This is a genomic window from Streptomyces synnematoformans (assembly GCF_039531005.1).
GTDB classification, from domain to species: Bacteria; Actinomycetota; Actinomycetes; order Streptomycetales; family Streptomycetaceae; genus Streptomyces; species Streptomyces synnematoformans.
In genome coordinates this window covers 41899-63953 of sequence record NZ_BAAAPF010000004.1, presented here as the reverse complement: position 1 = coordinate 63953, position 22055 = coordinate 41899, and the positions used below count along the sequence as shown (strand labels likewise).

Here is a 22055-nt window from a genome sequence, read left to right as displayed (position 1 = left end):
AATCGAGCCGTTCGTGAAGATCAGAACCATCGAGGAGCCGTTCGCGCTCTTCGGCCTCGGCGGCGCACCCCGAGCCTCCACGGCCAAGAAGAACAGGCCGCGGACCCCGCGCCTCGGGCTTTCGCCCGCGGCCGCGCGCCTCGTCACCACCAACTTCCCGGACCCCGAGGACCCCGAGCGCCGCCGGCGGCCGCTTCTCCTCATCGTCGACTGCCCGTTCTACAGCCACCAGCACATCCACCCCGGCGGCTACGAGGGCACGCCATGGGTGTGCATCCGCCGCTCCCGCTGCGTCGGCCAGCCCGGCGGCAGCTACTACTTCCCGGCGGTGCGCCAGTGAACGCCACCGAGACCGCGGAGGAGTTGACCGCGGACGCCGATGTCATCCGGACCTGGCTGGGCCACCTGTACGCGGACCGCCCCGGGTTCGTCAGCATCTGCTCGGACGCGGACGGCTGGGCCGGCCACCGCTTCACCACCGACGAGGCGGGCATCACCGCCGCGACCGAGTACGCCGTCAAGCTCGACCGGCGCCGTCCGAAGGGCATCTACGCGCAGACCACCACGCTCCGCGAGCGGCCCGCCGAGGGCCGCGGCGGGGAAGACCTTGCGCACGCGCTCAGCCACCTCTGGGCCGACGGCGACTTCGGCACCGTCGGGCACAAGCCCGGCCCCGACGACCTGCCCGCGCCGCCCGACGCCGAGGCGGTCGCCAAGGTCGTCACCGACTCCGGGCTGCCCGAGCCGAGCGGCTGGGCACACTCCGGCGGCGGCCTCAACCCGATCTGGATGCTCGCCGAAACGCACATCATCGGCGACGACGAAGACCGCGCCCGGATCAAGGAGCTGACGACCGGGCTGCAGGCGATCCTCGCCGCGCAGGCGTACCGCTGCGGCTGGTCGTGGGACACCGAGGTCGGCAACCTCGACCGGCTCATGAAGCTGCCCGGCAGCATCAACCGCAAGGAGGGCATCCCCCGCGCGGCCACCATCGGCCCCGGCACAGGCGACGTCCTCGACCTGAGCATGCTCCAGGGCATCGTCGCCCAGTCCGCCCCGGCCGCCCGCGCCACGCTGCAGCAGGCGGCGGAGGAGAAGCGGCAGCGTAAGGCCGCCCGGCTTGGCCGCCAGATGCCGCCGCCGCGGGCCCCGAGGACACCGCGAGAGGCGACGGGCGGCGGCCCGCTCGACGTGCTCGCCGCGATGCTCCGGTTCGGCGACGTCCTGGAGCCTGCTGGCTTCACCTACCAGGGCACCCACAGCGACGGCCGCGAGAAGTGGCTCCGCCCGACGACCAACGGCGACAGGCCGAGCAGCGACTACAGCCTCCTCTGCGACGACCACGTGGCCATCAACTGGTCCGAGCGCGCCGACCTGCCCGTCGGCGCCCAGCCGCCAGGCCGCAAGCTCACCATCCCCCGCCTGTACGCCGAGCTGAACTACGGCGGCGACGCCAGCGAAGCCGCCCGCGACATCATGCGCGCCGCAGCCGGCCACGGACGCGGGCCCGCCTCGCAGCTCCCGTACGCCGTCCTCGAAGAGGTGAGGCGCCGCTGCCACACCGACAACGGGCACCAGGGCTTCGAGGCACCGCCCCCGCCGCAAGAGCCGCCGCCCGAGTACATGGACGAGCCGCCACCCGAGGACGACCCGGGTGAGCCGGACGGCGTCCCGAAACCCGACGACGAGCCCGGCGACCGCCTGCCCGGCGTCTTCTGGCAGACCACACCCGCGCTCCTGCAGATCCGGCAGATGGCGCAGGCCCGCCGCACCTCCCCCGACGCCGTCCTCCACGCCGTCCTCGCCCGGATCGCAGCCATGGCCCACCCCAGTGTCCAGATCGACAACGGCATCCACCAGCCCGCGACCCTGGGCTGGTACTGCGGCCTGTACGGCCCGCCCGGCAGCGGCAAGGGCCAGGCCGAAAACACCGCCGAAGAACTGACCCCGTTCCCCGAAACCGACGACCTCGCGCACATCGACATCTCCACCGGACAGGGTCTGATCGCCGCCTACCTCGACCTCGAAACCGACCCCGACGGCGAGAACGGCAAGAAGAAGATCCTCGTCCAGGCCCGGAGCCGCGGCTACGCCCTCGCCACCGAAGGCAGCGTCCTCGACGCCATGGCCCAGATGGCCGCCGCCGCGACCTTGAACGGCGTGTTGTGCAAGTCCTGGATGAGCGAGCGGCAGGGCACCTCCAACGCCGATGTCGAGCGACGCCGCGTCCTGGCCAAGGGCGCCTACACACTGTCGATGTCGCTCGGCGTACAGGAAGAGCCGGCCGCGAAGCTCCTGGAGATGGGCTCCATCGGCCTCCCGCAGCGCCTCGGCTGGGCTCACGCCACTCTCGGCCCCGACACCCCGCCGGAACGGCCAGCCCGGACAGGGGCACTCATGGTCACCACCCGGGACGGCGGGGAGATCCAAGTCACCACCCGGGACGGCGGGGAGATCCAAGTCACCGCCTGGGTGGAAGGACTCCGCAACACCATCATGTCCGTGCCCGAGCACGTCACGAAGGACCTCGACGAACTCGCGCTTGAGATCTCCTTCGGCCGCGGCGCCGACGCGCCGCTGGACACGCACGAACCCCTGTGGCGCGTGAAGTGCGCCGCCCTCCTCGCCCTCCTCCACGGCCGCCGGACGGTCACGACGGAGGACTGGGACCTGGCCACCCAGATGTGGCAGACGTCCAGGAAGGTGCGCGACTGCGTCTCCAGCGCAGCGCAGCGGCGGCGGCGGGCCGAGCTGGACGCGCTCCGAGCCGAAGCCGTCCAGACGGCCGTGGAGTCGCAGTCGGCGGTCTACGAGGCGGTGCACGGCGCCCACCCGTCCGTCGTGAACGTCGCCAAGCGCGCTCACCGCTACCTGACCCGGCACGGCGGCGAGATCCCGGCGCGCGACGTCCACCGCAACACCGTGAAGAAGACGGACCGCGACAAGTTCAAGGCATCCGGGGCGACCGAGCCGCTGTGGCCCGCCGCGCTTCAGTACGGGGCCGAACAGGGCTGGCTGGCCGTGCTCGCCGACGGGGCGCTCCTGGCCGCGGGTTCGTCGGCGCCGGAGTGACCGTGATTACCCCGAGTGCTGTCGGACTGTCGGACTGTCGGACCCCGAAGGTCCGACAGCCGATCACTCTAGAAACAGACATAGTTAGACAAATTAACTCAACTCTTAATCGCGGTACGCGCGAAAGCCCAGGTCGGCCCGCTCACCTCTGTCGGACCTTTCGGGTCCGACACCAAAGGGTCCGACACCACACAGAGTCACGAAAGAGTAGGCCATGACCACCTCCGGCTTCGGCCTCGTCGTCCTGGGCGCCGTCCTCGGCGTCACCCTCGTCTTCACCGGCCTCGGCGGCATCTGGCGCCTGGTCCGCTGGCAGATGCGCCGCGAACGCGACCGTGCCACCCGCCAGGCCGCCGCCGCGGACGCCACCGCCCGCGACGCCGAACTCGCCGTCCACGCCCAGCTCGACGACATCGAGAGGACCCAGCGATGACCACCGGCGAGATCAGCATGCTGATCGCAGGCATCAGCCTCGGCACGAACGGCCTCCTGGTCGTCCAGTTCGTTCTGCAGGCCCGCGACGAGCGCCGCGAGCGCAAGGCCCTCGAAGCCGCCGCCCAGCGCGCGGAGGCCGCCGAGTCGGCGCGGGGCGACGCATGACCTGCCAGCTCTGCGAGCGCAACGAGGCCGCCGGGTACCTGTGCGCCGGCTGCACGTTGGCCACGGCCCGCACCCTCGACCGCATGCCGCGCCTGTACGACGCGCTCGCCGCGTTCCTGCAGCCCGCCGGCCGCCGCCCCGAACTCGGCCACGCACGCCCCGCCGAGGCGCCCCTGCCCGTATCCGAGCCCGTGCTGAACCTCCGCGGCCCCGGTGGCATCGCCGGCGTCCTGGAGGCCTGGCGCTCGGCGATGCAGGCCGACCGCGGATGGGGCCAGCCCGCCATCACCGGCACCGTCGAACGCCGCGTCCTGGCCGCGTCCCGCGGGCTGTCCCTGAACTTGGAGTGGGTCGCCGCGTCGTGGCCGCTCGCCGGCGCCATGGCCGAGGAGATCCGCGATCTCGAACGCGACGTGTTGTCGATCGTCGACCCGCGCGAGCCCACGCTGCGCATCGGGGAGTGCGCCGCCGTCCTGCCGGACGCCTCGGTGTGCGCCGCCGTCCTGCGCGTCCCGCCCGGCACGACGGAGGTCCGCTGCCGGTGGTGCGGCACCCCGTATCCGCCGAGCACGTGGCTCGCGCTCAAGACCGGCGACTGGGAGGAGGCGGACGGCGGTGAACGCCCGGCGGACACCGCCGAGTTGAGGCGCTGAAACCCTTACGAACCATCTGATCTTGTGCCAAGCTAGCCCGTACAACATCAAATAGAACGGCCCCCGGCCGGGACGCCAATCCCAACCGAGGGCCTGACCGAACACCTTGATACGAGCAAGGAGTCGGCTGTGACCGATCATTTCCCGCGTTCCGACGCGTCCGCAAGCCCCGACGGCCCCACCCCGCCGTGCGCCCCCTGCGGGGCCCGGAAGCCCGGCTGGGAACACGGCCCCGCCATCGGCAGTCACCGCATCCCCTGCACCCTGGCCGCCGGGCACGACGGCGACCACCGCGACGGCCTCGGCCAGACCTGGCCCCCCAGCCACATGCCGCCGCTCGACACCGCCCGCCAGGTCGCCCGGCGCATCCTCGCCCACTACCGGGGCATCAACCCGCACGACTCCCGCGCCGTCGTCGAAGCGTTCGCGGCCACCACCGCCGCCCTCGCCACCCTCCTCGACGCCCTCGACGGGGAGCTGCCGTGATGAGCGACCAGGCCCGCGGCGCCCAGTTCTGGCTCGCCGCCATCGCCGCCGTCTTCACGGCGCTCCTCACCTTGTGCGCCTTCTGGCTCAGCTACGCGCACCTCGCGTTCGTCGCCCGAGGTCACGGCCTCGGCTCCGACCACATCCGCGCCTGGGCCTGGCCCGCGTGCTTGGACTGCTTCATCGTCGTCGGCGAAGCGCTCATCCTCCGCGCCAGCCTCGCCCGCAGAATCGACTGGTGGGCCATCGGCCTCACCGTCGCTGGCGCCGGCGGCTCCATCGCGCTGAACGTCGCCGGCGTCGGCTCCGACGCCGCCCCGCTCGACTACGTGGTGGCCGCGGTGCCGCCGGTGGCCGCGCTGCTCGCGTTCGGCGCGCTGATGAACCAGGTCTACCGCTACCTCGCCGCCCGCCAGGCCCCGCCCACAGACCTCCCCGAAGGAGGTCAGTCGCAGAACACCGGCGAGACGGCCGAGGACACCCCGGAAGACGAGCAGCACGCCGAGGACGCCGTGCCCGCCGAGCCGCGTCTCATGACGTCCTCGGAGGTCGCCGAGCGGTACGGCGTCGACCCCTCCACCGTCCGCGGCTGGGTCGCCAAGGGACGCCTCCAGCCCGCCGACCGGGACGCCAGGGGACGCAACCTGTTCGACCCGTCCCGGCTCCCCGAGGCGGTGTCCTGATGAAGACCGCGTTCCTCCTCGGCGCGTTCCTCGGGCTGCTCCTCGTCTACCCGGACACCCTCGGCGCGCCCATCGCGACCGCGGCCCTGCAGCTGCTCGCGCAGCCGTTCGTCGTCGCGTTCCTCGTCGGCGTCCTCGCCCGTCCCGCGCTCACCCGGCGCCTGCGGAGGTGGACGCCGTGAGCGACCGCCTCCCGAAGCGCTACCAGTTCGACAACACCCGGCCGGTGCCGCGCGAGCCCGCGCCACTGCCCGAGCAGAGGCAGGTGTCTGAAATTCAGACACCTGCCCAGCCCCCGCAGGTCGTGCACATCCACCAGGCGCCGCCGGACCGCACCGCCCAGCGGCTCGCGCTCGGCGCCGGCATGGGCGGCGGCGCCGTCGCCGCGGGCGTGTTCCTGGGCCCGCTGTTGGTCGCCACGCTCACGAGCCTCGCCATCAGCCTCGCCGTGCTCGCGCTGACCGTCGCCGTCATCGCGTGGGCCATTGTCAACGTCGTCGGCGCCGTCTCCGGCGGCCGAAAGGGAGGCCGCCGTGGCTGAACAGCACACCCGACTCATCAAGGTCGCCCCCGGCGGCCAAGCCGACGTCTACCACCTGGAGAACGACCCCGACCCCACCCCCGTCGACCGCCCCGACACCGCCGCCCACGCCGGCTCCTGGGCCGAGCAGAAGCGGGCCTACCTCGCCGACGCCCCGCCCGTCGTCCCCGCCTGGCTCCGCAGCGCCGAGCAGCTCCGCAACGCGCTGCGCTGGGGCGCCACCTACCAAGCTCACCGCGCCGGCTTCCACCTCGTGCGCCTGCCCGTCTACCTCCTGCGGCTGTGGCGCCGCGCACCCCGCGGCGCCGCCCGCCTCACCGCGCGCTGGGCACGGTGGGTCGCCGACACCGAAGCCCGCCCCGTCGAGACCAAAGCCGCCACCACCGCCGACGTCGACGCGTGGCTGCAGCTCTCGCGCGAGCACTCCCGCCGCGTCCGGCCGCGCCGCATCCTCACCCTCGTCATCGCCGTACCCACCGGCCTGACCGCGCTCGTCTTCGGCCTCCTCGCCCCCGGGTGGATGCTCGCCACCGCCGGCGCCGCCGCGGCGGCGCTCCTCGGGCTCGCCGGCGGCACCCAGGACCGGCCCCTGATCACCCACTACGTCGCCGTCGACACCCTCAAGGCCCTCACCTCCACCGAGGTGTTCCGCGCCCTGGAGGCCATCGGCATCACCCCGCGCAAGGGCCAGGAAGGCAGCCGCTTCGCCGCCGAAGTCCAGCGCGACGGGCCCGGCTGGCGCGCCGAGGTCGACCTGCCGGGCGGCATCAAGGCGTCCGCGGTGCTGGAGAAGCGGGAGGAACTGGCCGCCGCGATGCGCCGCCCGATCTCCACCGTGTGGCCCGAAGGCGACCGCGCCGCCCACCCCGGGCGCCTGGTGCTGTGGGTCGCTCAGCAGGACCCCGCCAAGGCCCCCCGCCGCCTGTGGCCCCTCATGCACAAGGGCGCAGCCGACGTGTTCGAGGCCCTGCCGTTCGGGTTCGACCCGCGCGGCAACCTCGTCACCATCCGCCTGATGTACTCCAACCTCCTCGTCGGCGGCATCCCCGGCTCCGGCAAGACGTCCTGCGCCCTGGCGATCCTCCTCGGCGTCGCCCTCGACCCCACGGCCCAGATGCGGATCTACGAGCTGAAGGGCTCCGGCGACCTCGACGCCGTCAAGCCCATCGCGCACGTCTACATCTCCGGCGACGACGACGAGGACATGGCCGCCGCCGTCGCCGGCCTGCGCACCGCCATCGCCGAACAGCAACGCCGCGCCAAGTTCGTCAAGAGCCTGCCCGCGTCGGAGGTGCCCGACGGGCGGCGCATCACCCGCGAACTCGTCGACCGCTACCCCGAGCAGAACCTCGGGCCCATCGTCATCGTCATCGATGAGGCGCAGGAGCTGTTCACCCACCCCGAGTACAAGGACACCGCCGAAGCGCTGTGCACCAAGGCCGCGAAGAAGTTCCGGGCATACGGCATGATCCTGATCCTGCTCACCCAGAACCCCGACGCCCCGTCCCTGCCCACCGGCGTGTCCGCCCAGTTCGGCACCCGCCTGTGCCTGGCCGTCATGGAGTGGCGGGCGAACAACAACGTGCTCGGTACCGGCGCCCACGACCGCGGCCTGCGCGCCACCGACATCAGCGTCGACGAGCAGGGCACCGGCATCCTCGCCCGCGGCCGCGAAGGCTCCACCGTCCGCGCCGCGTTCATCAAGCAGACCGAAGCCGAGAAGGTCGGCGCGCGGGCCCTGGCGATGCGCACGGCCGCCGGCACCCTCACCGGGGAGGCCGCCGGCCAGACCGTCGAGGACATCGACACCGAAACGGTCGTCGACCACCTCCAAGCGATCTGGCCCGACCGCGCCGACGCCGTCCACTCCCACCGCCTGGTCCCCGCGCTCGCCGCGCACCGGCCGGACCTGTACGGGCCGTGGATGGACGAGGACGACGCCGCCGCCCGCTCAACCGCCCTGTCGGCCGCGCTGAAGCCCCACAAGGTGCCCACGCGGCAGCTGACCATCCGGGAGTGCTGCGGCGGCGCCAAAGGCGTCAGGTACGCCGACCTGCCCACCTCAGACGGCGCCGACGAAGCCCCGTAGCGGGCCCACAGAGCCGGTTTCGGGAAGGCGATCCGGTATCGCCTCACCCGAAACCGGTTTCGCCCCCGATATCGGCCCCATCCCGCATCTGGCCTGCGCTGATATCGGGTTTCGGGCCCACGCGGCAGCAGCCGCCAACGGGCCCCACAGTGCCTTCCCGGAGACACCCCGGCGGCCGAACCCACCCCCGTCACAGGCCATCCGGCCCATGCCCAGCACGCCCACGCCGCCGCTACCCTCACGCGCGCACCCACACAGGGGGAGACCATGAAAATCCGCACCCTCGCCGCCGCTGCAGCCGTCGCCCTACCGCTGACCGCCTCCGCAGCCCCCGGCACCAACGCGGCACCCCCACCTGTGTACACCGTCACCAACCACGCCCAGGACGCCGTCACCGGCACCGCCGACCTCGTCATGCCCGACGCCACACCCAGAACGGCGCAGGCCGCCATCGAGGACTTCGCCGCCGGCCTCGACGACGGGCAAGAGCTGTACTACGTCAAGGTCGTCCGCAGCACCGACGCCAGCCGGTACGTCTGCCGCGCGCGCTGGTACGCCGACGCCCGAGCCTTCGCCGACTACGGCCGCGCCAACAAGCCCGACGCCTGGCCGGCGCTCGAAACCAACTGCCCGTGACGTGAAAACGCACGAACCGAGACCACGCCGGAGGCCAGGCCAGGCAGGATGAGGCCACGCTTGTGAAGGGAGCGGCACGTGAGCGTCCTGGAGTTCATATCGTCCCTGAAGTGGCCCATCACGGTCCTCTTGCTCGCGACAGCCGGTTACGTGATCGTCAAGCGGGACACCAGGCTGAGGGCGTTCCTCAAGTACGTGATCTCCAACCACGACATGCGGATGAGCGCACTGGGCATGGACATGGAACTCACGAGAGCCGAGAGCGCAGCAGAGAGCGCAGCCGAAATCGCGGCGCAGCCTGATCACCAACTCGATGCGATCGCCAACGAAGGAGGGTTCACAGTAGGCCCGGAAGGCCACAGGGTCGCCTTTGAGTCCCCGAACACCAGGGAGCTGCGCAGGGAGGCGATTGAGGAAGTGATGCGGGAGTCCGCGGAATGGGGCTGGCATCTCTCCCGGATGGGGTTCAAGAGGCCGCCAATCCCCGAGATCCTGTGGACTGAGGATGGGAAGCCGCGCATCACATACGGGCGCTCAGAGCATCCCACGGACACGGAGAAGCAGCTCATGAACCGCCTACACGAGTGGCAAGCGCGGAGGCGAGTCCAGGGCGAGTAGCGCACCATGGACACATGGCGCCTCAGCCCCTCCTCGTCGACACCCAAGCCGCCCAGCTCGCCACCGGCGTGCCCGCCGGCACCCTGCGTGTCTGGCTCCACCGCGGACGCCTCACCCGACACGGCCACGACCGCCAGGGCCGCGCCCTCGTCGACCTCAACGAGGTCCGGCAGTTCGCACACCCCGCAGCAGCTTGACCACCCTCACCACCTGCTGTAACACTCGGGGCAGACCAGCCTGCCCGAAAACGGGCAGACACAGACGCCGAAAGGCCCTGATTCCACGACGATCAGGGCCTTCGCTGTGCCACGATGCACCCTCCAACACGCCATCCCTGGGGGGACCATGCGCATCCGTACCGGCATCCTCGCCGCCTCCACCGCCGTACTCCTCACCCTCACCGCCTGCGGCAGCGACGACGAAGGCGACGCAGGCGACGGCGCCACCCAGGCCGGCGAAGCCGCGCTCCGCAAGGCCGTGCAGGACCGCATGGACGCCGTCAACGACGGCAACGTCGACGCAATCCAGGAGCTGACCTCCACCCGCTGCCGGGAGAAGACCAGCAAGCAGGAACTCACCAAGACCATCGATCTCACCAACACCCTCTACGGCGACATCGAACTGAAGTCCCTGGACATCCTGGAGATCAACGAAGACAGCGCCGTCGTCAAGGGCACCACCGGCATCGAGGCTCTCGACAAGCCCCAGCCCGGCGACGACGAAGGCGCCCGCTGGGCGCTCGAAGACGGCCACTGGCGAACCGACGACTGCTGACGCCGAGAGCCGCCGAGCAGACACCCGGGGGCACGGCACACGAGGAACCACATGGCCGACCGCTCCGAGCTGACCAGCTACGAGTACCGCAAGCTCCGCGCCCGCGTCCTCGCCGAGTCCGACGTGTGCATCGTGTGCGGCCACGGAGCCGCCGACACCGTCGACCACATCGTGCCCGTCACCAAGGGCGGCGCCCGCCTCGACCCCGACAACCTCGCCCCCATCCACGGCGTGCACGGCTGCCCCGTCTGCCTGCGCAAGTGCAACTCGGAGAAGAGCGACAAGCCGCTCGCCGCAGTCACCCAGCTCGTCACCTCCGTCGACTGGTTCGCCGGACCGTGAGATCAGGAGCAGCCATGACCATGACCATCAGCGTCACGACAGAGCAGTGGACCAAGAGGCACGAGCTGCACCTCTTCCGGCAGGCCGAGCAACGCCCCTCCTCGGCCGGATGGACCGAGTGCCAGGGCACCGGGCTCGTCCACCTCGTGTGCAACTGCGGCTACAGCAGCGGCTGGATCGCGAGCGACGACATGCCCTCCGTGGAGCAGCTCATGGCTGATCACGGCAAGGCGTTCCGCTCGATCGTCGCCGGTTTTTGATCACCGAGCCGTCTCCACCCCGCGCCCACCTTTCTTTTTTCTCCCCCCGCAGCCAATCACGGCTGTTGATCATGAAAGGGGGCGGCTGTGGGGCCCGTCGAGAAGGCCGTCCGCGACGACGTCGAGCAGCTGGGCGACCTGGTGGGCGTGGAGCCGTCGCTGTCGGAGATGGCGTACCGGCTGGCGGCCGAGATCGACGCCGGCGGCGGTGAGGACGGCAAGCAACTCCCGCAGCTGAACCGCGAGCTACGGCAGACGCTGGCGCAGCTGCTGGAGGCGAGGGCTCCCGAGGATGACGATGACGACCTCGGAGACCTGGCAGACCCCGGCTGAACTGGCCGAGCAGCTGCGCGAGCTGTACGGCCTGACCTGCCCGCCGTTGTGGGGGCCGCCGCGGCGGCTGGCCTTCCCCACGCTGGGGCCGAAGTGCTGCACGGTGATGCAACGGCTCGGGTACGAGCCGATGCCGTGGCAGCGGTACGTGTACGACGTCGCCCTGGAGATCGACCCCGAGACCGGGCTGTTCGCGTATCGCGAGGTGGGGCTGTCGATCTCGCGGCAGCAGGGCAAGACGCAGGAGATCTTGGGTGCGATGGTGCACCGCATCGCGGCCTGGCGGCGGCAGCGGGCGGTGTACGCGGCGCAGACCCGGGGCATGGCGCGGCAGCGGTGGGAGGACGAGTTCCTCGAGACGCTGGACGCCTCGAGCCTGGCGGGGAAGTACCGGACGCGGAAGACAAACGGCAACGAGGCGATCATCTGGTCGCGGACCCGCAGCCTGCTGGGCATCACCGCGAACACCGAGAAGGCCGGGCACGGCCCGCCGCTGGACCTCGGGGTGATCGACGAGGCGTTTGCGCATGAGGATGACCGGCTGGAGCAGGCATTCTCCCCGGCGATGCTGACCCGGGCCATGGCGCAGCTGTGGTGGGCGTCCGCCGGCGGCACGGACAAGTCCGTGTGGCTGAACCGCAAGCGCAAGACCGGCCGGGGACTGGTGGAGCGGCTGTGGGAGACCGGTGTGCACCCGCGGACGGCGTACTTCGAGTGGTACGCCCCGGAGGATCTGCCGCGGGATGACCCGGCGACGTGGCGGGCCTGCCTGCCGGCGCTGGGCTACACGGTCACCGAGGACACGATCCGCGCGGAGCTGGAGAAGCTGGATCCGGCGGAGTTCGACCGTGCCTATCTGAACCGCACCCGTAAGCAGGCGCCGCCGACGGACCCGAACGTGCCCAAGGCGAAGTGGCCCGCGCTGGTCGACGCGAAGAGCCGGCCGACGCGGGACGTGGCGTTCGCCATCGACGTGTCGCAGGACCGCGCCAGCACATCGATCGCCGCGTCGTCACTGCGCGCCGACGGCCGAGTACACCTCGAAGTCGTTGCGCGGCGGCCGGGCACGGACTGGGTGGTACCGGCGGTGGTGAAGCTGCGGCGGCTGTGGAATCCCGTCGCCGTGGCGGTGGCCGGCGCCGGCGCCCCGGCCGGGTCGCTGATCGACGACCTGGTTGCCGCCGGGATCGATGTGCCGGTGGACAAGGAACATCCCCAGCGCGGGGAGCTGGCGGTGATGCGCACCGGCGACATCGTCGAGGCGTGCGGCCAGCTGGCCGACGCGATGAACCAGGGCACTGCCGTGCACACCGACCAGGTGTCGCTCACCGCGGCTGTGAACGGCGCCCGTACCCGGCGGGTGGGGGACGCCTGGACGCTGGACCGCACGAACTCGCTGGTCGACATCAGCCCGCTGTGCGCGGCGACGTTCGCCCGCTGGGCGCTGCTGATCCGCGGCCCGCTCGTCGAGGACGACTACGACATCGCCGACTCGTTCGGGTGAGGGGGCGGCATGGGCGTGTGGTCGAAGCTGCGGGGCGCGTTCACCCGCGACGCGCAGATCACGACTGCGGAGGATCTGCTGGCGCAGGCCCGCGAGCGGCGCACCGGTACCGGGTCGGTGCACGTGACGAACGAGACGGCGCTGCGGCACTCCGCGGTGTGGGCGTGCCTGCGGCTGCGGGCGGACCTGGTCAGCTCGATGCCGGTGGACGTCTACCGGCGCGTTTCCGGGGTGCAGGTGGAGGTGCCCAAGCCGCCGGTGCTGGTCTCCCCGGGCGGCATGGAGATGAGCATGCGGCAGTGGCTGTATGCCACGCAGTTCGACCTGGACCGGGCTGGGAACGCCTTCGGCATCACCACCGAACGCTCCGGCGTCATCGGCCCGGACGGGCGGGGCCTGCCGGCGCGGATCGACTTGGTGACGCTGTCGGACGTGACCGTCCGCGCGACCGGTTCGCAGATCACCGAGGTCCGGGTGGCGGGCAAGGTCTATGACCCGGCGGACATCTGGCACGAACGGCAGTACACCGTCGCCGGGCTGCCGCTGGGGCTGTCGCCGGTGGCGTATGCGGCGTGGACGATCGAGGAGGGCCTGAACGCGCAGCAGTTCGCGCGGGACTGGTTCGCTGGCGGCGCGATCCCGATCGCCGAGCTGAAGAACACCGCCAAGACGATCGACAAGGCACAGGCGAAGATCGCGAAGGATCAGTTCAAGGCGTCGGTTGCCAACGGTGATCTGTTCGTCCACGGCAACGACTGGGAGTACAAGCCGATCCAGTCCGCGGCGCAGCAGTCCGCGTTCATCGAAGCGCGCGAGTTCGGGCTCGCCGACGTCGCCCGGTTCTTCGGCTGCCCGGCCGACCTGATCGACGCGGCTTCCTCCGGCGGCGGCAGCATCACCTACGCCAACATCACCCAGCGCAACCTGCAGTTCCTCATCATGAACCTGGGGCCGGCCGTCGGCCGCCGCGAGGATGCGTTCAGCCGGGGCCTGGTCTCCGGGCCGCGGTACGTCAAGCTCAACAGCGACGCGCTGCTGCGCATGGACCCGGCCACCCGCGCCCAGGTGCTCAAGACGCAGATCGACTCCCGCACCCTGGCGCCTTCGGAAGCGCGTGCGCTGGAGGAGAAGCCGCCGCTCACCGACGAGCAGTACGCCGAGTTCGACCGGCTGTTCGGCAGCCCGCGCACCACACCCACGACCGCCGCCGCTTCGGGAGATTCCTCATGACGACTCGCGATGCCGCCGCGGCGGCCCGCGCCCAGCACGTCCGCCAGCGCGCCGACCGGCCCTCGCAGCGCCGCTGCGCCGAGCCCGCCGGCGCCCGCGCCGCCGTCCGCGCCGCCCTGTCCGGCGTCGAGGTCCGCGACACCGGCGACGGCGAGGGCGGGCTGCTGGAGTTCACCGGCCACGCCAGCGTGTACGAGCAGGGCTACGAGATGTGGGACTTCTACGGCCCGTACACCGAGGTCGTCTCGGCCGGCGCCGGCTCGGAGTCCCTGGCGCGCGGCGACCTCGACGTGCCGCTGGTCCTCGGACACGACCAGCTGCGCCGCCTGGCGCGCACCACCACCGGCACGCTGTTCCTCAACGAGGATGACACCGGGCTGTCGGTGCGTGCCCCGGCGCTGGACCCGGGCGACCATGACGTGGCGTACATCGCGCCGAAGCTGCGCGCCGGGCTGGTCGACGAGATGTCGTTCGCGTTCCGTATCGAGGCCGGCCAATGGTCGCCGGACTACACGGAGTACCGGATCACCCGCTACGACATCCACCGCGGCGACGTCGCGATCGTCGGCTACGGCGCCAACCCGCACACCGGCGCCGGCCTGAGCCGTGAGCCCGCCGCGAAGCCCTCGCGGGCGCGGGCGCTGCTGGAGATCGCGCTGGCCCGCTGAACCTCTGATCTTCCCGCCGCCCGGCGGGAGTACTGCCCTGCGCTCTGCGCGCACGAGCCCACCCGGCGCCGCTGCCTCGGGTGGCCGTCTGACCTGGACCGGGGCGTCACGGAATCCCATCTCACAGAGGAGAGATCGAGCCATGACGCTCGAAGAGCTGATCGCGCAGGCGCGCCAGGCGCTGACCGCCGCGATCTCCGCCCGCCAGCAGGAGCAGGACGCCCTGCTGGCGCTGCGCTCCGACCCGGAGCTGACCGAGGAGGCCGTCGCCGCGCGCGTCGAGACCCGCGACGCCGCCGACGCCGAGGTCACCCGCCGCCAGGAAGCCCTCGACGGCCTGCTCGCCGAGCAGGCCCGCGAGGAGGAGATCGCCGCCCTGCAGCAGCGCACCACGCCGACCGGCGTCCCGCGGCCGGCCCACGACCGGGTTGCCCGCGTCGGCGCCGAGGAGCGCACCTACCGGCCGGACCTCGACCGCCGCGGCGCGCGGTTCCAGCAGGACGTGCTCAGCGCGTTCCTGGGCGACTACGAGGCCCGGGACCGGCTGTCGCGGCACATGGCCGAGGAGCGCACCGAGCGCGGCCAGCAGCTGCGCGCGGTGGGCACCGGCGCGTTCGCCGGCCTGGTCATCCCGCAGTACCTGACCGACATGTACGCGCCGCTGGCGCGGACGAACCGGCCGTTCGCCGACGCCTGCCGCATGCACACCCTGCCCGCGCAGGGCATGACGGTGGAGATCTCGCGGGTCACCACCGGCACGGACGTCGACAACCAGTCGGCGGAGAACGACGCGGCGGCCGAGCAGGACATGGACGACACGCAGCTGTCCGTCCCCGTGCGTACCGCCGCGGGGCAGCAGACCGCCTCCCGGCAGTCCGTCGAGCGCGGCGCCGGCGTCGAGAACGTCATCCTCGACGACCTGTTCCGCGCCTACGGCAGCCGCCTGGACACCACCATGCTCAACGTGGCGACGGTCGGGCTGTCGGCCGCGGCGACGGCGGTGACGTACACCGATGCCGACCCGACGACCGCCGAGCTGTACCCGAAGGTGATCGAGGGCCTGTCCGGTGTGGAGGCCGCGCTGCTGGACCAGGCGTCCGGCGACAACCTCGCGGTGATGCACTCGCGGCGCTGGTACTGGATGCAGAACGCCATGGGCACCAGCTACCCGCTGATCACCCAGCCCGGGGTGGTCGCGCAGACCCTCGGCGCGAACTACGCCGAGGCATACGGCCGCGGCGTGCGCGGCATCCTGCCCAACGGCACCCCGGTGATCGTCGACAACAACATCGCGGTGAACCTCGGCGCCGGCACCAACGAGGACGAGATCTACCTGGTGGACCGGCAGGAGTGCCACCTGTGGGAGGACCCCGACGCCCCGGTCTACATCCGCGCCGAGCAGCCCAAGGCCGCGAACCTCGGGATCCTGCTGGTCGTCTACGGCTACTACGCCTTCACGTTCCAGCGGCAGCCGCACGCCCGCAAGATCAGCGGCACCGGCCTGGTCACCCCGACCTTCACCGGCAACTGACCGACCCCGTCCACGCAGGGCCCGCACCCATCCGCCCGGGTGCGGGCCCTGCACGGTGAACCCACCTCTCCCCGGGAGCGGAGCATGACCGAAGACCCGATGATCGCCGCCCTGCTGCGGGAACGCGCCGGATACGTGCAACGGGGCCTCGACGCGCGGACGGCCGCGGTCGACGAGCAGCTGCGGCTACGCGGGCACGAGCCGCCAGCCTCCCCGCAGGACCCGCAGGACCCGCAGGACCCGCCGGAGTCGCCGGAGCCGCCGGCTGCTGCGGGCGATGAGGCCGCGCCGCGCAAGGCGAAGCCGCGGGCCCGCCGGGCGCCGCGCGCCGAGAAGACCTGACGCCGTGGCGAACGAGTACGGCACGCTGGCCGAGCTGAAGCTGCGCCTGAGTGTCGAGACCAGCGACACCAGCCGCGACACGCTGCTGAGCAGCGCGCTGGCGGCGGCGTCACGGTCGATCGACAAGACGACCGGCCGCCGCTTCTGGCTCGACCCCGCCCCCGTTCAGCGCACGTTCCGTGTGCACGGCCGCGTCGCCCGCGAGGCGGACGGCGACCTGCTCCTGGTCGACGACATCGGCGATACCGCGGGCATGGTCGTGGAGCGCGGCGGCGGCACGACGTGGTCGGCCGTGGCCGGCTACGAGACGGCCCCCGAGAACGCCCTCGCCGACGGGCTGCCGCTGACCGGGCTGCGGCTGCTGTACGGCTCCTGGGGCGCGGGCACGGCCCGCGTGCGCGTCACGGCCCGTTTCGGCTGGCCGGAGGTGCCCGACGACATCACCGAGGCGACGCTGATCCAGGCTGCGCGCCTGTACCGCCGCAAGGACAGCCCCGAGGGGGTCATGGGCTCCGCCGAGTGGGGCGTGGTGCGCCTGTCGCGCCGTGACCCGGACGTGTGGGCGCTGATCGAACCGTTCGTCCTGCCCGGCTTCGCATAGAAAGGAGCGGCACGTGAGGATCCGCATGCTGGTGCAGATGCCGCCCGGCGCCCGCCGCAACGGCCAGCCGTGGCCCGCCAAGGGCAAGACCACCGACCTGCCGACCGCTGATGCCGCGCACCTGGTGGCGGCCGGCGTCGCCGAAGAGGTCAGCGGCAAGTCCCGGCGGCCGGCGCGGGACGAGGTGCAGTGACGTGCAGGTCTCCGCTATCCGTACCGCGCTGGCAGACGCCGCCCGCGCGGTGGTCCTGCCCGAGGGGATCGGGAAGCTGACCGCCACCGGCTATGTGCCCGACGCCGTCACGGCGCCGCACTTCTTCGTCGGCGAGTACACCCAGAGCTTCGACCGGGCGATGCGCCGGGCGCTGGACGAGCTGGAGTTCACCTGCCGCGTGCTGGTCTCCCGCGCCGACGACGCCGCCGGCCAGCGCACCCTCGACTCCATGCTGTCCGGCTCCGGCCCGGCCAGCCTCAAACAGGCCATCGAGGCGGCCCGCGGCGCCCCCGGCGAGTACGCCCTGGGCGGCCTGGCGCACGACCTGCACGTCATGCGCGTGCAGGGCTACCGCTGGTTCGAACACAACGGCACCGACTTCATCGGCGCCGAACTCGTCATCAAGGTCATCGGGGAGGGCTGAAGATGGGCAAGCAGATCCTGACCGACGTCAGGTTGTTCGCCGTCGCCGCGGACCTGTCCGGCCACTCCAACAAGGTCGAGGTCTCTGCGGAGTTCGAGGACAAGGACGCCACGAACTACCGCTCGCAGGGGTGGAAAGAGGTCATGCCCGGCCTCGCCTCCGCTGAGATCACCGGCGAGGGGCAGTGGGAGGCCGGCGACCCCAGCCTGGTCGACGACGCCTCATGGGCGCAGCTCGGCGGCGTCGGGCCGTGGACGGTATGCCCCGGCGAGGCGAGCGTGGGCGCGCTGGCGTACTTCACCCGCGCGCTGCGCTCCGAGTACAAGCAGGGCGAGGCCGTGGGCGAGATCGCGCCCTGGTCGGGCATGGCGAAGTCGTCGTGGCCGCTGGTGCGCGGGCAGATCATGCACCCGCCCGGCACGCCCCGCACGGCCACCGGCACCGGCACCGCCGTGGAGGCCGGCGCCGTTGCCGCGGGCAAGCGGCTGTACGCGGCGCTGCACGTGCTGTCGGCGGCAGGCACCACCCCGTCGATCACCGTGCACGTGGAGTCCGACAGCGCCTCCGACTTCGCCGCCCCCACGACGCAGCTGACGTTCGCCGCCGCGACCGCGCCCAGCGGGCAGGCGCTGCGCACCTCCGGTACCGCCATCACGGACACCTGGTGGCGTCTGGGCTGGACGGTCACCGGCACCACACCCAGCTTCCTGTTCGCCGCCGCCCTCGGCATCGCCTGATCGGAGAAGATCCCCATGCCCAAGATGGTTCTGCTCGCCCAGTACCTGTCCCTGAACGGCACCGACCTGTCCGAGTACACCAAGAAGGCCGAGCTGGCCGTCGAGGTCGAGGACAAGGACGTGACGACCTACACCTCCCTGGGCTGGAAGGAGGTCCTCGGCGGGCTGAAGTCCGGTGAGCTGGGCATCGACTTCCTCCAGGACTTCGCCGCCACCGAACTCGACTCGGTCATGTGGCCGCTCCTGGGCACGGTCGTGCCGTTCGCGATCCGCCCCGACCAGGGCGTGGTCGGCACCTCCAACCCGGAGTACACCGGGAACATCCTGGTCAAGGAGTGGAAGCCCATCGAGGGGTCGGTGGGCGACGAGGCATCGGTGGGCGTGAGCTTCCCGACCTCCGGCGCCGTGGCCCGGGCCACGTCCTGATGCCCGGCGGCCCGCCGTTCGAGCTCCACGCGTCCGTCGAGGGCCTGGAGGCCCTGGTGCGTGCGCTGCGCGCGGAGGAGGACGGCAAGGAGCTGCGCCGCGAGCTGGCGAAGAACTTGCGCGAGGAGCTGAAGCCGGCGGCGGTCCTGGCGAAGTCCGGGATCATGTCGATGAGCAGCGCCGGCCCCGGAGCGTCCCCGCCGCTGCGCTCGTCGATCGCGCGGAAGATCCGGCCCGAGGTCAAGCTCGGCGGCCGGTGGTCCGGCGCCCGCATCAAGGCGTTCAAGACACCCGGGGTGCGCGGCTTCGCCAACGCCCCCAAGCGCACGAACCGGCCGTCGGGCTGGCGCCATCCGGTGTTCGGCACGGACACGTGGGTGACGCAGCACGGCAAGGACCAGTGGTTCGACCGCGCCCTGGAAGGCCGCCAGGCCCAGTACCGGGCCGCCGTGCACAACGCGATGGAAGCCATGGCCGAGCGCATCGCCGCCCGGGCCCGATGAAGGAACAACCCATGCAGGAGTCTGTCGGCGCCGGCAAGCCACCACTGCAAGCCGGACCGCCGAAGGAATCCCCGCCCGCGCCGCCGAGGCCGTGTTGCTGCGGCTCATCACGGCAGACCTGAACGGAGAACCGCACGTGTACCTGGTGTACCAGCCGGAGGGCTCGGACGAGCCGCAGCGTTTCAAGTACCTGCCGAACAAGCTGATGGCCGCCGACCGGGAGCTGCTGGAGCGCAAGACCGGCCGCAACTACCGGCAGTTCACCGCGGACGTCGCGGACGGCAACAGCCTGTGCCGTCGCGCGCTGCTGTTCATGTTCCTGCGCCGCGATCACCGCGGGCTGTCGTTCGATGACGTCGATTTCGCGTGGGACGAGCTGACGCTGGAGTACTCCCGGGGGGAGCTGCAGCGGATGCGCGCGGAGGTCGAGGCGAACGCGCCGGCCGACGCCCGCGCCGCGGCGCTGGAGAAGATCGACGAGCAGATCGCCGAAGCCTACGACGAGGAGTCGGAGGGAAAAGCGAGTCTGCCGATCGCCGAATGAGGCAGCTCGGCAACGCCGCCCACCTGCTGGGGATCGTCGGGCGGACGTGGGACACGCTCACCGTCGAGGAGACCGACGCCTACCTGGACTGGCTCGACGCCTACGCCGAAGCACAGGCCGAGGCGGAAGCGGAGATGAAGAGGGGGCGGTGAACCGTGGCGGACACGTCGCTGGTGTTCAACCTGGTCGCACGCGACCGCGCCTCGCAGGCCATCTCCTCCGCCGGCGAGAAGGTGTCGACCGCGGCCAACGTCGTGGGCGCCGGCGCCGCCGCGGCGATGGGTGTGGGGCTGACCGCGGCGCTGGATGTGTCCGCGGCGAACGACAAGCTGGCCGCCCAGCTCGGCGTCGGTCCCAAGGAGGCCGCCGAGCTGTCCAAGGTCAGCGCCAGCGTCTACCAACAGGCGTGGGGCGACTCGACGGAGACGGTGAACACCGCCATCCGCGGCGTGTACCAGAACATCGGCGACACCTCGACCGCGGAGGGCGGGCTGGAGGGCGTCACCATCAAGGCCCTGGCCCTGGCGGAGACGTTCGACCAGGACGTGTCCATGGCCACCGCCGCAGTCGGCCAGATGATCAAGACCGGTCTTGCCGCGGACGCCGACGAGGCGTTCGACATCATCACCGCCGGAATGCAGAAGGGCGTCAACAAGTCGGACGACTTCTTGGAGACCCTGAACGAGTACGGTACTCAGTTCCGTGACCTGGGGCTGAGCGGGCAGCAAGCGACCGGCATCCTCCAGCAGGGCCTGCAGGCCGGGGCCCGCGACGCGGACCTGGTCGCCGACTCGATGAAGGAACTGAACATCCGTGTGCAGTCCGGCGACGCCGCGGAAGGGCTGAAGGCGCTCGGGCTCAACGCCGACGAGATGGCCGGCGCGTTCGCCAAGGGCGGCCCGAAGGCCACGAACGCTCTGGACGAGATCACCGACCGGCTGCGGGCGGTGAAGGACCCCACCGAGCGGTACGCCCTGGCGCAGCAGCTCCTCGGCACCCAGTCCGAGGACCTGTCGAAGGCGCTGTTCGCCATCGACCCGTCCAAGGCGGTCGATTCCCTCGGCAAGGTCGAGGGCGCCGCCGACCGGATGGCGAAGACCGTCGGCGACAACCCGGCCGCGGCCCTGGAGTCGTTCAAGCGCAAGGCCACCGCCGAACTGGCGGAGGTCGCCGGCGGGTTCATCTCCTTCGCGATGGACAACCAGCAGGTGTTCAAGCCGCTGGCGTACACCCTGGCCGCGGTCGCCGCGACGATCCTGGTGGTCAAGGGCGCGATGATGGCCTACGCCGCCGGGCAGGCCGTCGTCACCGCGGCGACCACCGTGTGGACCGGGGTGCAGTGGCTGCTGAACGCCGCGTTCTGGGCCAACCCCATGACGTGGATCATCGTCGGGATCATTGCACTGATCGCGGCCATCGTCCTGATTGCCACGAAGACGACGTGGTTCCAGACCGCTTGGAAGGCGATGACCTCGGCGGTGGCCGCGGCGTGGTCGTGGGTCTGGAGCAAGATCAAGCAGATTGCCGGGTTCATCGTGAACCTGTTCATGAACTGGACGGTCGTCGGGCGGATCATCAAGCACTGGAAAGCGATCAAGAACAGGACCGTCGCGATCTGGAACGCGGTGCTGGGGTTCGTGAAGAAGCTGCCCGGGCGCATGGTGTCCTTCTTCCTGAACTGGACATTGGCCGGGCGGGTGATCAAGCACTTCGGGCAGGCCAAGGACGGCGCCGTCCGGGTGGCGACCCGGCTGGTGGACTGGGTCAAAGGCCTGCCGGGGAAGATCAAACGCGGTATCGGGTCGCTGAAGGACGTCCTCTACGGCAAGGGCCAGGACCTCGTGCGCGGCCTGCTCAACGGCGTGAAGTCCATGGGCGACTGGCTCGCCGGCGAACTGAAGAGCTTCGCCAGCTCGGTGGTGCCGGGCCCGATCGCCTCCGCCCTGGGTATCGGCTCGCCCTCTCGTGTGATGGCCGATGTGGTGGGCCGGTGGATCCCGCCGGGCGTCGTCGCCGGCATCGACGAGACGAAGCCGGAGCTGGACCGGGCCATGTCCACCCTCGTCGACCCCGCCGCGGCCCGGCCGGCGGCCCGCCCGGCGGCGCCGCTGGCCCGCGGCGGCGCAGGGATGCCGGCGCACGTCATCGTCGAGCTGCGCGGCGACCTGCTGAAGATCTTCCGTAAGGAGATCCGGGTCCGCGGGGGCAACGTCCAGACCGTCCTCGGCCCGGGAGGAGGCTGAC

Annotated in this window: 31 protein-coding genes; all 31 read left to right on the top strand. The window is 71.5% G+C overall.

What is annotated here, in order from left to right; all coding sequences use genetic code 11:
- The first annotated feature begins 13 nt into the window (after nt 1-13).
- The 31 genes from ABD317_RS02550 to ABD317_RS02400 all read left to right on the top strand — a co-directional run bounded on the left by ABD317_RS02550 (nt 14) and on the right by ABD317_RS02400 (nt 22054).
- Nucleotides 14-340 carry a hypothetical protein gene (locus ABD317_RS02550; protein ID WP_344287367.1) on the top strand — a complete coding sequence of 109 codons (327 nt, stop codon included), beginning with the start codon at nt 14-16 and terminating at the stop codon, nt 338-340.
- Nucleotides 337-3072: a hypothetical protein gene (locus ABD317_RS02545; RefSeq protein WP_344287365.1), complete on the top strand. Its 2736-nt coding sequence runs from the start codon at nt 337-339 to the stop codon at nt 3070-3072. Before ABD317_RS02550 ends, ABD317_RS02545 begins: the two co-directional genes overlap by 4 nt.
- A gap of 214 nt (nt 3073-3286) precedes the next feature.
- On the top strand, nt 3287-3505 hold the full coding sequence (locus ABD317_RS02540) for a hypothetical protein (RefSeq protein WP_344287363.1): 219 nt from the start codon (nt 3287-3289) through the stop codon (nt 3503-3505).
- Complete coding sequence (locus ABD317_RS02535; protein ID WP_344287361.1) at nt 3502-3672, top strand: hypothetical protein; 171 nt, start codon at nt 3502-3504, stop codon at nt 3670-3672. Before ABD317_RS02540 ends, ABD317_RS02535 begins: the two co-directional genes overlap by 4 nt.
- The gene (locus ABD317_RS02530) at nt 3669-4325 is read left to right on the top strand and encodes a hypothetical protein (RefSeq protein ID WP_344287359.1); all 657 of its coding nucleotides are present in this window, start codon (nt 3669-3671) and stop codon (nt 4323-4325) included. The genes ABD317_RS02535 and ABD317_RS02530 overlap by 4 nt, the downstream gene beginning before the upstream one ends.
- A gap of 129 nt (nt 4326-4454) precedes the next feature.
- Nucleotides 4455-4811 carry a hypothetical protein gene (locus ABD317_RS02525; protein WP_344287357.1) on the top strand — a complete coding sequence of 119 codons (357 nt, stop codon included), beginning with the start codon at nt 4455-4457 and terminating at the stop codon, nt 4809-4811.
- Complete coding sequence (locus tag ABD317_RS02520) at nt 4811-5494, top strand: DUF2637 domain-containing protein (protein ID WP_344287355.1); 684 nt, start codon at nt 4811-4813, stop codon at nt 5492-5494. Before ABD317_RS02525 ends, ABD317_RS02520 begins: the two co-directional genes overlap by 1 nt.
- Nucleotides 5494-5676 (top strand): hypothetical protein, encoded by a 183-nt coding sequence (locus tag ABD317_RS02515; RefSeq protein ID WP_344287353.1) that lies wholly within the window; start codon nt 5494-5496, stop codon nt 5674-5676. Before ABD317_RS02520 ends, ABD317_RS02515 begins: the two co-directional genes overlap by 1 nt.
- Nucleotides 5673-6035 (top strand): DUF6251 family protein, encoded by a 363-nt coding sequence (locus ABD317_RS02510; protein WP_344287351.1) that lies wholly within the window; start codon nt 5673-5675, stop codon nt 6033-6035. Before ABD317_RS02515 ends, ABD317_RS02510 begins: the two co-directional genes overlap by 4 nt.
- Nucleotides 6028-8124: an FtsK/SpoIIIE domain-containing protein gene (locus ABD317_RS02505; protein ID WP_344287349.1), complete on the top strand. Its 2097-nt coding sequence runs from the start codon at nt 6028-6030 to the stop codon at nt 8122-8124. Before ABD317_RS02510 ends, ABD317_RS02505 begins: the two co-directional genes overlap by 8 nt.
- 267 nt (nt 8125-8391) lie before the next feature.
- Nucleotides 8392-8760, top strand: a complete 369-nt coding sequence (locus tag ABD317_RS02500; protein ID WP_344287347.1) for a hypothetical protein — start codon at nt 8392-8394, stop codon at nt 8758-8760.
- 78 nt (nt 8761-8838) lie between these two features.
- Nucleotides 8839-9378 carry a hypothetical protein gene (locus tag ABD317_RS02495; protein ID WP_344287345.1) on the top strand — a complete coding sequence of 180 codons (540 nt, stop codon included), beginning with the start codon at nt 8839-8841 and terminating at the stop codon, nt 9376-9378.
- 14 nt (nt 9379-9392) lie between these two features.
- Nucleotides 9393-9575 (top strand): hypothetical protein, encoded by a 183-nt coding sequence (locus ABD317_RS02490; protein ID WP_344287343.1) that lies wholly within the window; start codon nt 9393-9395, stop codon nt 9573-9575.
- A gap of 148 nt (nt 9576-9723) precedes the next feature.
- Nucleotides 9724-10152 carry a nuclear transport factor 2 family protein gene (locus ABD317_RS02485; protein ID WP_344287341.1) on the top strand — a complete coding sequence of 143 codons (429 nt, stop codon included), beginning with the start codon at nt 9724-9726 and terminating at the stop codon, nt 10150-10152.
- Nucleotides 10153-10203: 51 nt separating this feature from the next.
- Complete coding sequence (locus ABD317_RS02480) at nt 10204-10494, top strand: HNH endonuclease (RefSeq protein WP_344287339.1); 291 nt, start codon at nt 10204-10206, stop codon at nt 10492-10494.
- A 14-nt stretch (nt 10495-10508) separates the two neighbouring features.
- Nucleotides 10509-10754, top strand: coding sequence for a hypothetical protein (locus tag ABD317_RS02475; RefSeq protein WP_344287337.1), 246 nt, complete (start codon nt 10509-10511; stop codon nt 10752-10754).
- A gap of 87 nt (nt 10755-10841) precedes the next feature.
- Nucleotides 10842-11087: a hypothetical protein gene (locus ABD317_RS02470; RefSeq protein WP_344287335.1), complete on the top strand. Its 246-nt coding sequence runs from the start codon at nt 10842-10844 to the stop codon at nt 11085-11087.
- Entirely contained in the window at nt 11053-12591 is a 1539-nt protein-coding gene (locus tag ABD317_RS02465; RefSeq protein WP_344287333.1) for a terminase, read from the top strand. Before ABD317_RS02470 ends, ABD317_RS02465 begins: the two co-directional genes overlap by 35 nt.
- A 9-nt stretch (nt 12592-12600) precedes the next feature.
- Nucleotides 12601-13821: a phage portal protein gene (locus ABD317_RS02460; RefSeq protein ID WP_344287332.1), complete on the top strand. Its 1221-nt coding sequence runs from the start codon at nt 12601-12603 to the stop codon at nt 13819-13821.
- Entirely contained in the window at nt 13818-14489 is a 672-nt protein-coding gene (locus tag ABD317_RS02455; protein WP_344287330.1) for an HK97 family phage prohead protease, read from the top strand. The genes ABD317_RS02460 and ABD317_RS02455 overlap by 4 nt, the downstream gene beginning before the upstream one ends.
- Nucleotides 14490-14631: 142 nt before the next feature.
- Complete coding sequence (locus ABD317_RS02450; RefSeq protein ID WP_344287328.1) at nt 14632-16020, top strand: phage major capsid protein; 1389 nt, start codon at nt 14632-14634, stop codon at nt 16018-16020.
- Nucleotides 16021-16104: 84 nt separating this feature from the next.
- On the top strand, nt 16105-16362 hold the full coding sequence (locus tag ABD317_RS02445) for a hypothetical protein (RefSeq protein WP_344287326.1): 258 nt from the start codon (nt 16105-16107) through the stop codon (nt 16360-16362).
- A gap of 4 nt (nt 16363-16366) precedes the next feature.
- Nucleotides 16367-16963 (top strand): phage gp6-like head-tail connector protein, encoded by a 597-nt coding sequence (locus ABD317_RS02440; protein WP_344287324.1) that lies wholly within the window; start codon nt 16367-16369, stop codon nt 16961-16963.
- Nucleotides 16964-16976: 13 nt separating this feature from the next.
- A complete protein-coding gene (locus ABD317_RS02435) occupies nt 16977-17156 on the top strand; it encodes a hypothetical protein (protein ID WP_344287322.1) in 180 nt (59 codons plus the stop codon).
- 1 nt (nt 17157) lies between these two features.
- The gene (locus tag ABD317_RS02430; RefSeq protein ID WP_344287320.1) at nt 17158-17601 is read left to right on the top strand and encodes a hypothetical protein; all 444 of its coding nucleotides are present in this window, start codon (nt 17158-17160) and stop codon (nt 17599-17601) included.
- Between the two features lie 2 nt (nt 17602-17603).
- The gene (locus ABD317_RS02425) at nt 17604-18338 is read left to right on the top strand and encodes a hypothetical protein (protein ID WP_344287318.1); all 735 of its coding nucleotides are present in this window, start codon (nt 17604-17606) and stop codon (nt 18336-18338) included.
- A gap of 15 nt (nt 18339-18353) precedes the next feature.
- A complete protein-coding gene (locus ABD317_RS02420) occupies nt 18354-18764 on the top strand; it encodes a phage tail protein (protein WP_344287316.1) in 411 nt (136 codons plus the stop codon).
- Entirely contained in the window at nt 18764-19267 is a 504-nt protein-coding gene (locus ABD317_RS02415; RefSeq protein ID WP_344287314.1) for a hypothetical protein, read from the top strand. Before ABD317_RS02420 ends, ABD317_RS02415 begins: the two co-directional genes overlap by 1 nt.
- 136 nt (nt 19268-19403) lie before the next feature.
- Nucleotides 19404-19811: a hypothetical protein gene (locus ABD317_RS02410; RefSeq protein WP_344287312.1), complete on the top strand. Its 408-nt coding sequence runs from the start codon at nt 19404-19406 to the stop codon at nt 19809-19811.
- Nucleotides 19808-19963 (top strand): hypothetical protein, encoded by a 156-nt coding sequence (locus ABD317_RS02405; RefSeq protein WP_344287310.1) that lies wholly within the window; start codon nt 19808-19810, stop codon nt 19961-19963. The genes ABD317_RS02410 and ABD317_RS02405 overlap by 4 nt, the downstream gene beginning before the upstream one ends.
- A gap of 3 nt (nt 19964-19966) precedes the next feature.
- Nucleotides 19967-22054 carry a phage tail tape measure protein gene (locus tag ABD317_RS02400; protein WP_344287308.1) on the top strand — a complete coding sequence of 696 codons (2088 nt, stop codon included), beginning with the start codon at nt 19967-19969 and terminating at the stop codon, nt 22052-22054.
- Nucleotide 22055: the final 1 nt, after the last annotated feature.

Coding starts and splice junctions, on each gene's coding strand:
- ABD317_RS02540 (WP_344287363.1), top strand. CDS start 3,287: ATGACCACCTCCGGCTTCGGCCTCGTCGTCCTGGGCGCCGTCCTCGGC.
- ABD317_RS02535 (WP_344287361.1), top strand. CDS start 3,502: ATGACCACCGGCGAGATCAGCATGCTGATCGCAGGCATCAGCCTCGGC.
- ABD317_RS02530 (WP_344287359.1), top strand. CDS start 3,669: ATGACCTGCCAGCTCTGCGAGCGCAACGAGGCCGCCGGGTACCTGTGC.
- ABD317_RS02520 (WP_344287355.1), top strand. CDS start 4,811: ATGAGCGACCAGGCCCGCGGCGCCCAGTTCTGGCTCGCCGCCATCGCC.
- ABD317_RS02515 (WP_344287353.1), top strand. CDS start 5,494: ATGAAGACCGCGTTCCTCCTCGGCGCGTTCCTCGGGCTGCTCCTCGTC.
- ABD317_RS02500 (WP_344287347.1), top strand. CDS start 8,392: ATGAAAATCCGCACCCTCGCCGCCGCTGCAGCCGTCGCCCTACCGCTG.
- ABD317_RS02490 (WP_344287343.1), top strand. CDS start 9,393: ATGGCGCCTCAGCCCCTCCTCGTCGACACCCAAGCCGCCCAGCTCGCC.
- ABD317_RS02485 (WP_344287341.1), top strand. CDS start 9,724: ATGCGCATCCGTACCGGCATCCTCGCCGCCTCCACCGCCGTACTCCTC.
- ABD317_RS02480 (WP_344287339.1), top strand. CDS start 10,204: ATGGCCGACCGCTCCGAGCTGACCAGCTACGAGTACCGCAAGCTCCGC.
- ABD317_RS02475 (WP_344287337.1), top strand. CDS start 10,509: ATGACCATGACCATCAGCGTCACGACAGAGCAGTGGACCAAGAGGCAC.
- ABD317_RS02465 (WP_344287333.1), top strand. CDS start 11,053: ATGACGACCTCGGAGACCTGGCAGACCCCGGCTGAACTGGCCGAGCAG.
- ABD317_RS02460 (WP_344287332.1), top strand. CDS start 12,601: ATGGGCGTGTGGTCGAAGCTGCGGGGCGCGTTCACCCGCGACGCGCAG.
- ABD317_RS02455 (WP_344287330.1), top strand. CDS start 13,818: ATGACGACTCGCGATGCCGCCGCGGCGGCCCGCGCCCAGCACGTCCGC.
- ABD317_RS02450 (WP_344287328.1), top strand. CDS start 14,632: ATGACGCTCGAAGAGCTGATCGCGCAGGCGCGCCAGGCGCTGACCGCC.
- ABD317_RS02445 (WP_344287326.1), top strand. CDS start 16,105: ATGACCGAAGACCCGATGATCGCCGCCCTGCTGCGGGAACGCGCCGGA.
- ABD317_RS02425 (WP_344287318.1), top strand. CDS start 17,604: ATGGGCAAGCAGATCCTGACCGACGTCAGGTTGTTCGCCGTCGCCGCG.
- ABD317_RS02420 (WP_344287316.1), top strand. CDS start 18,354: ATGCCCAAGATGGTTCTGCTCGCCCAGTACCTGTCCCTGAACGGCACC.
- ABD317_RS02415 (WP_344287314.1), top strand. CDS start 18,764: ATGCCCGGCGGCCCGCCGTTCGAGCTCCACGCGTCCGTCGAGGGCCTG.
- ABD317_RS02405 (WP_344287310.1), top strand. CDS start 19,808: ATGAGGCAGCTCGGCAACGCCGCCCACCTGCTGGGGATCGTCGGGCGG.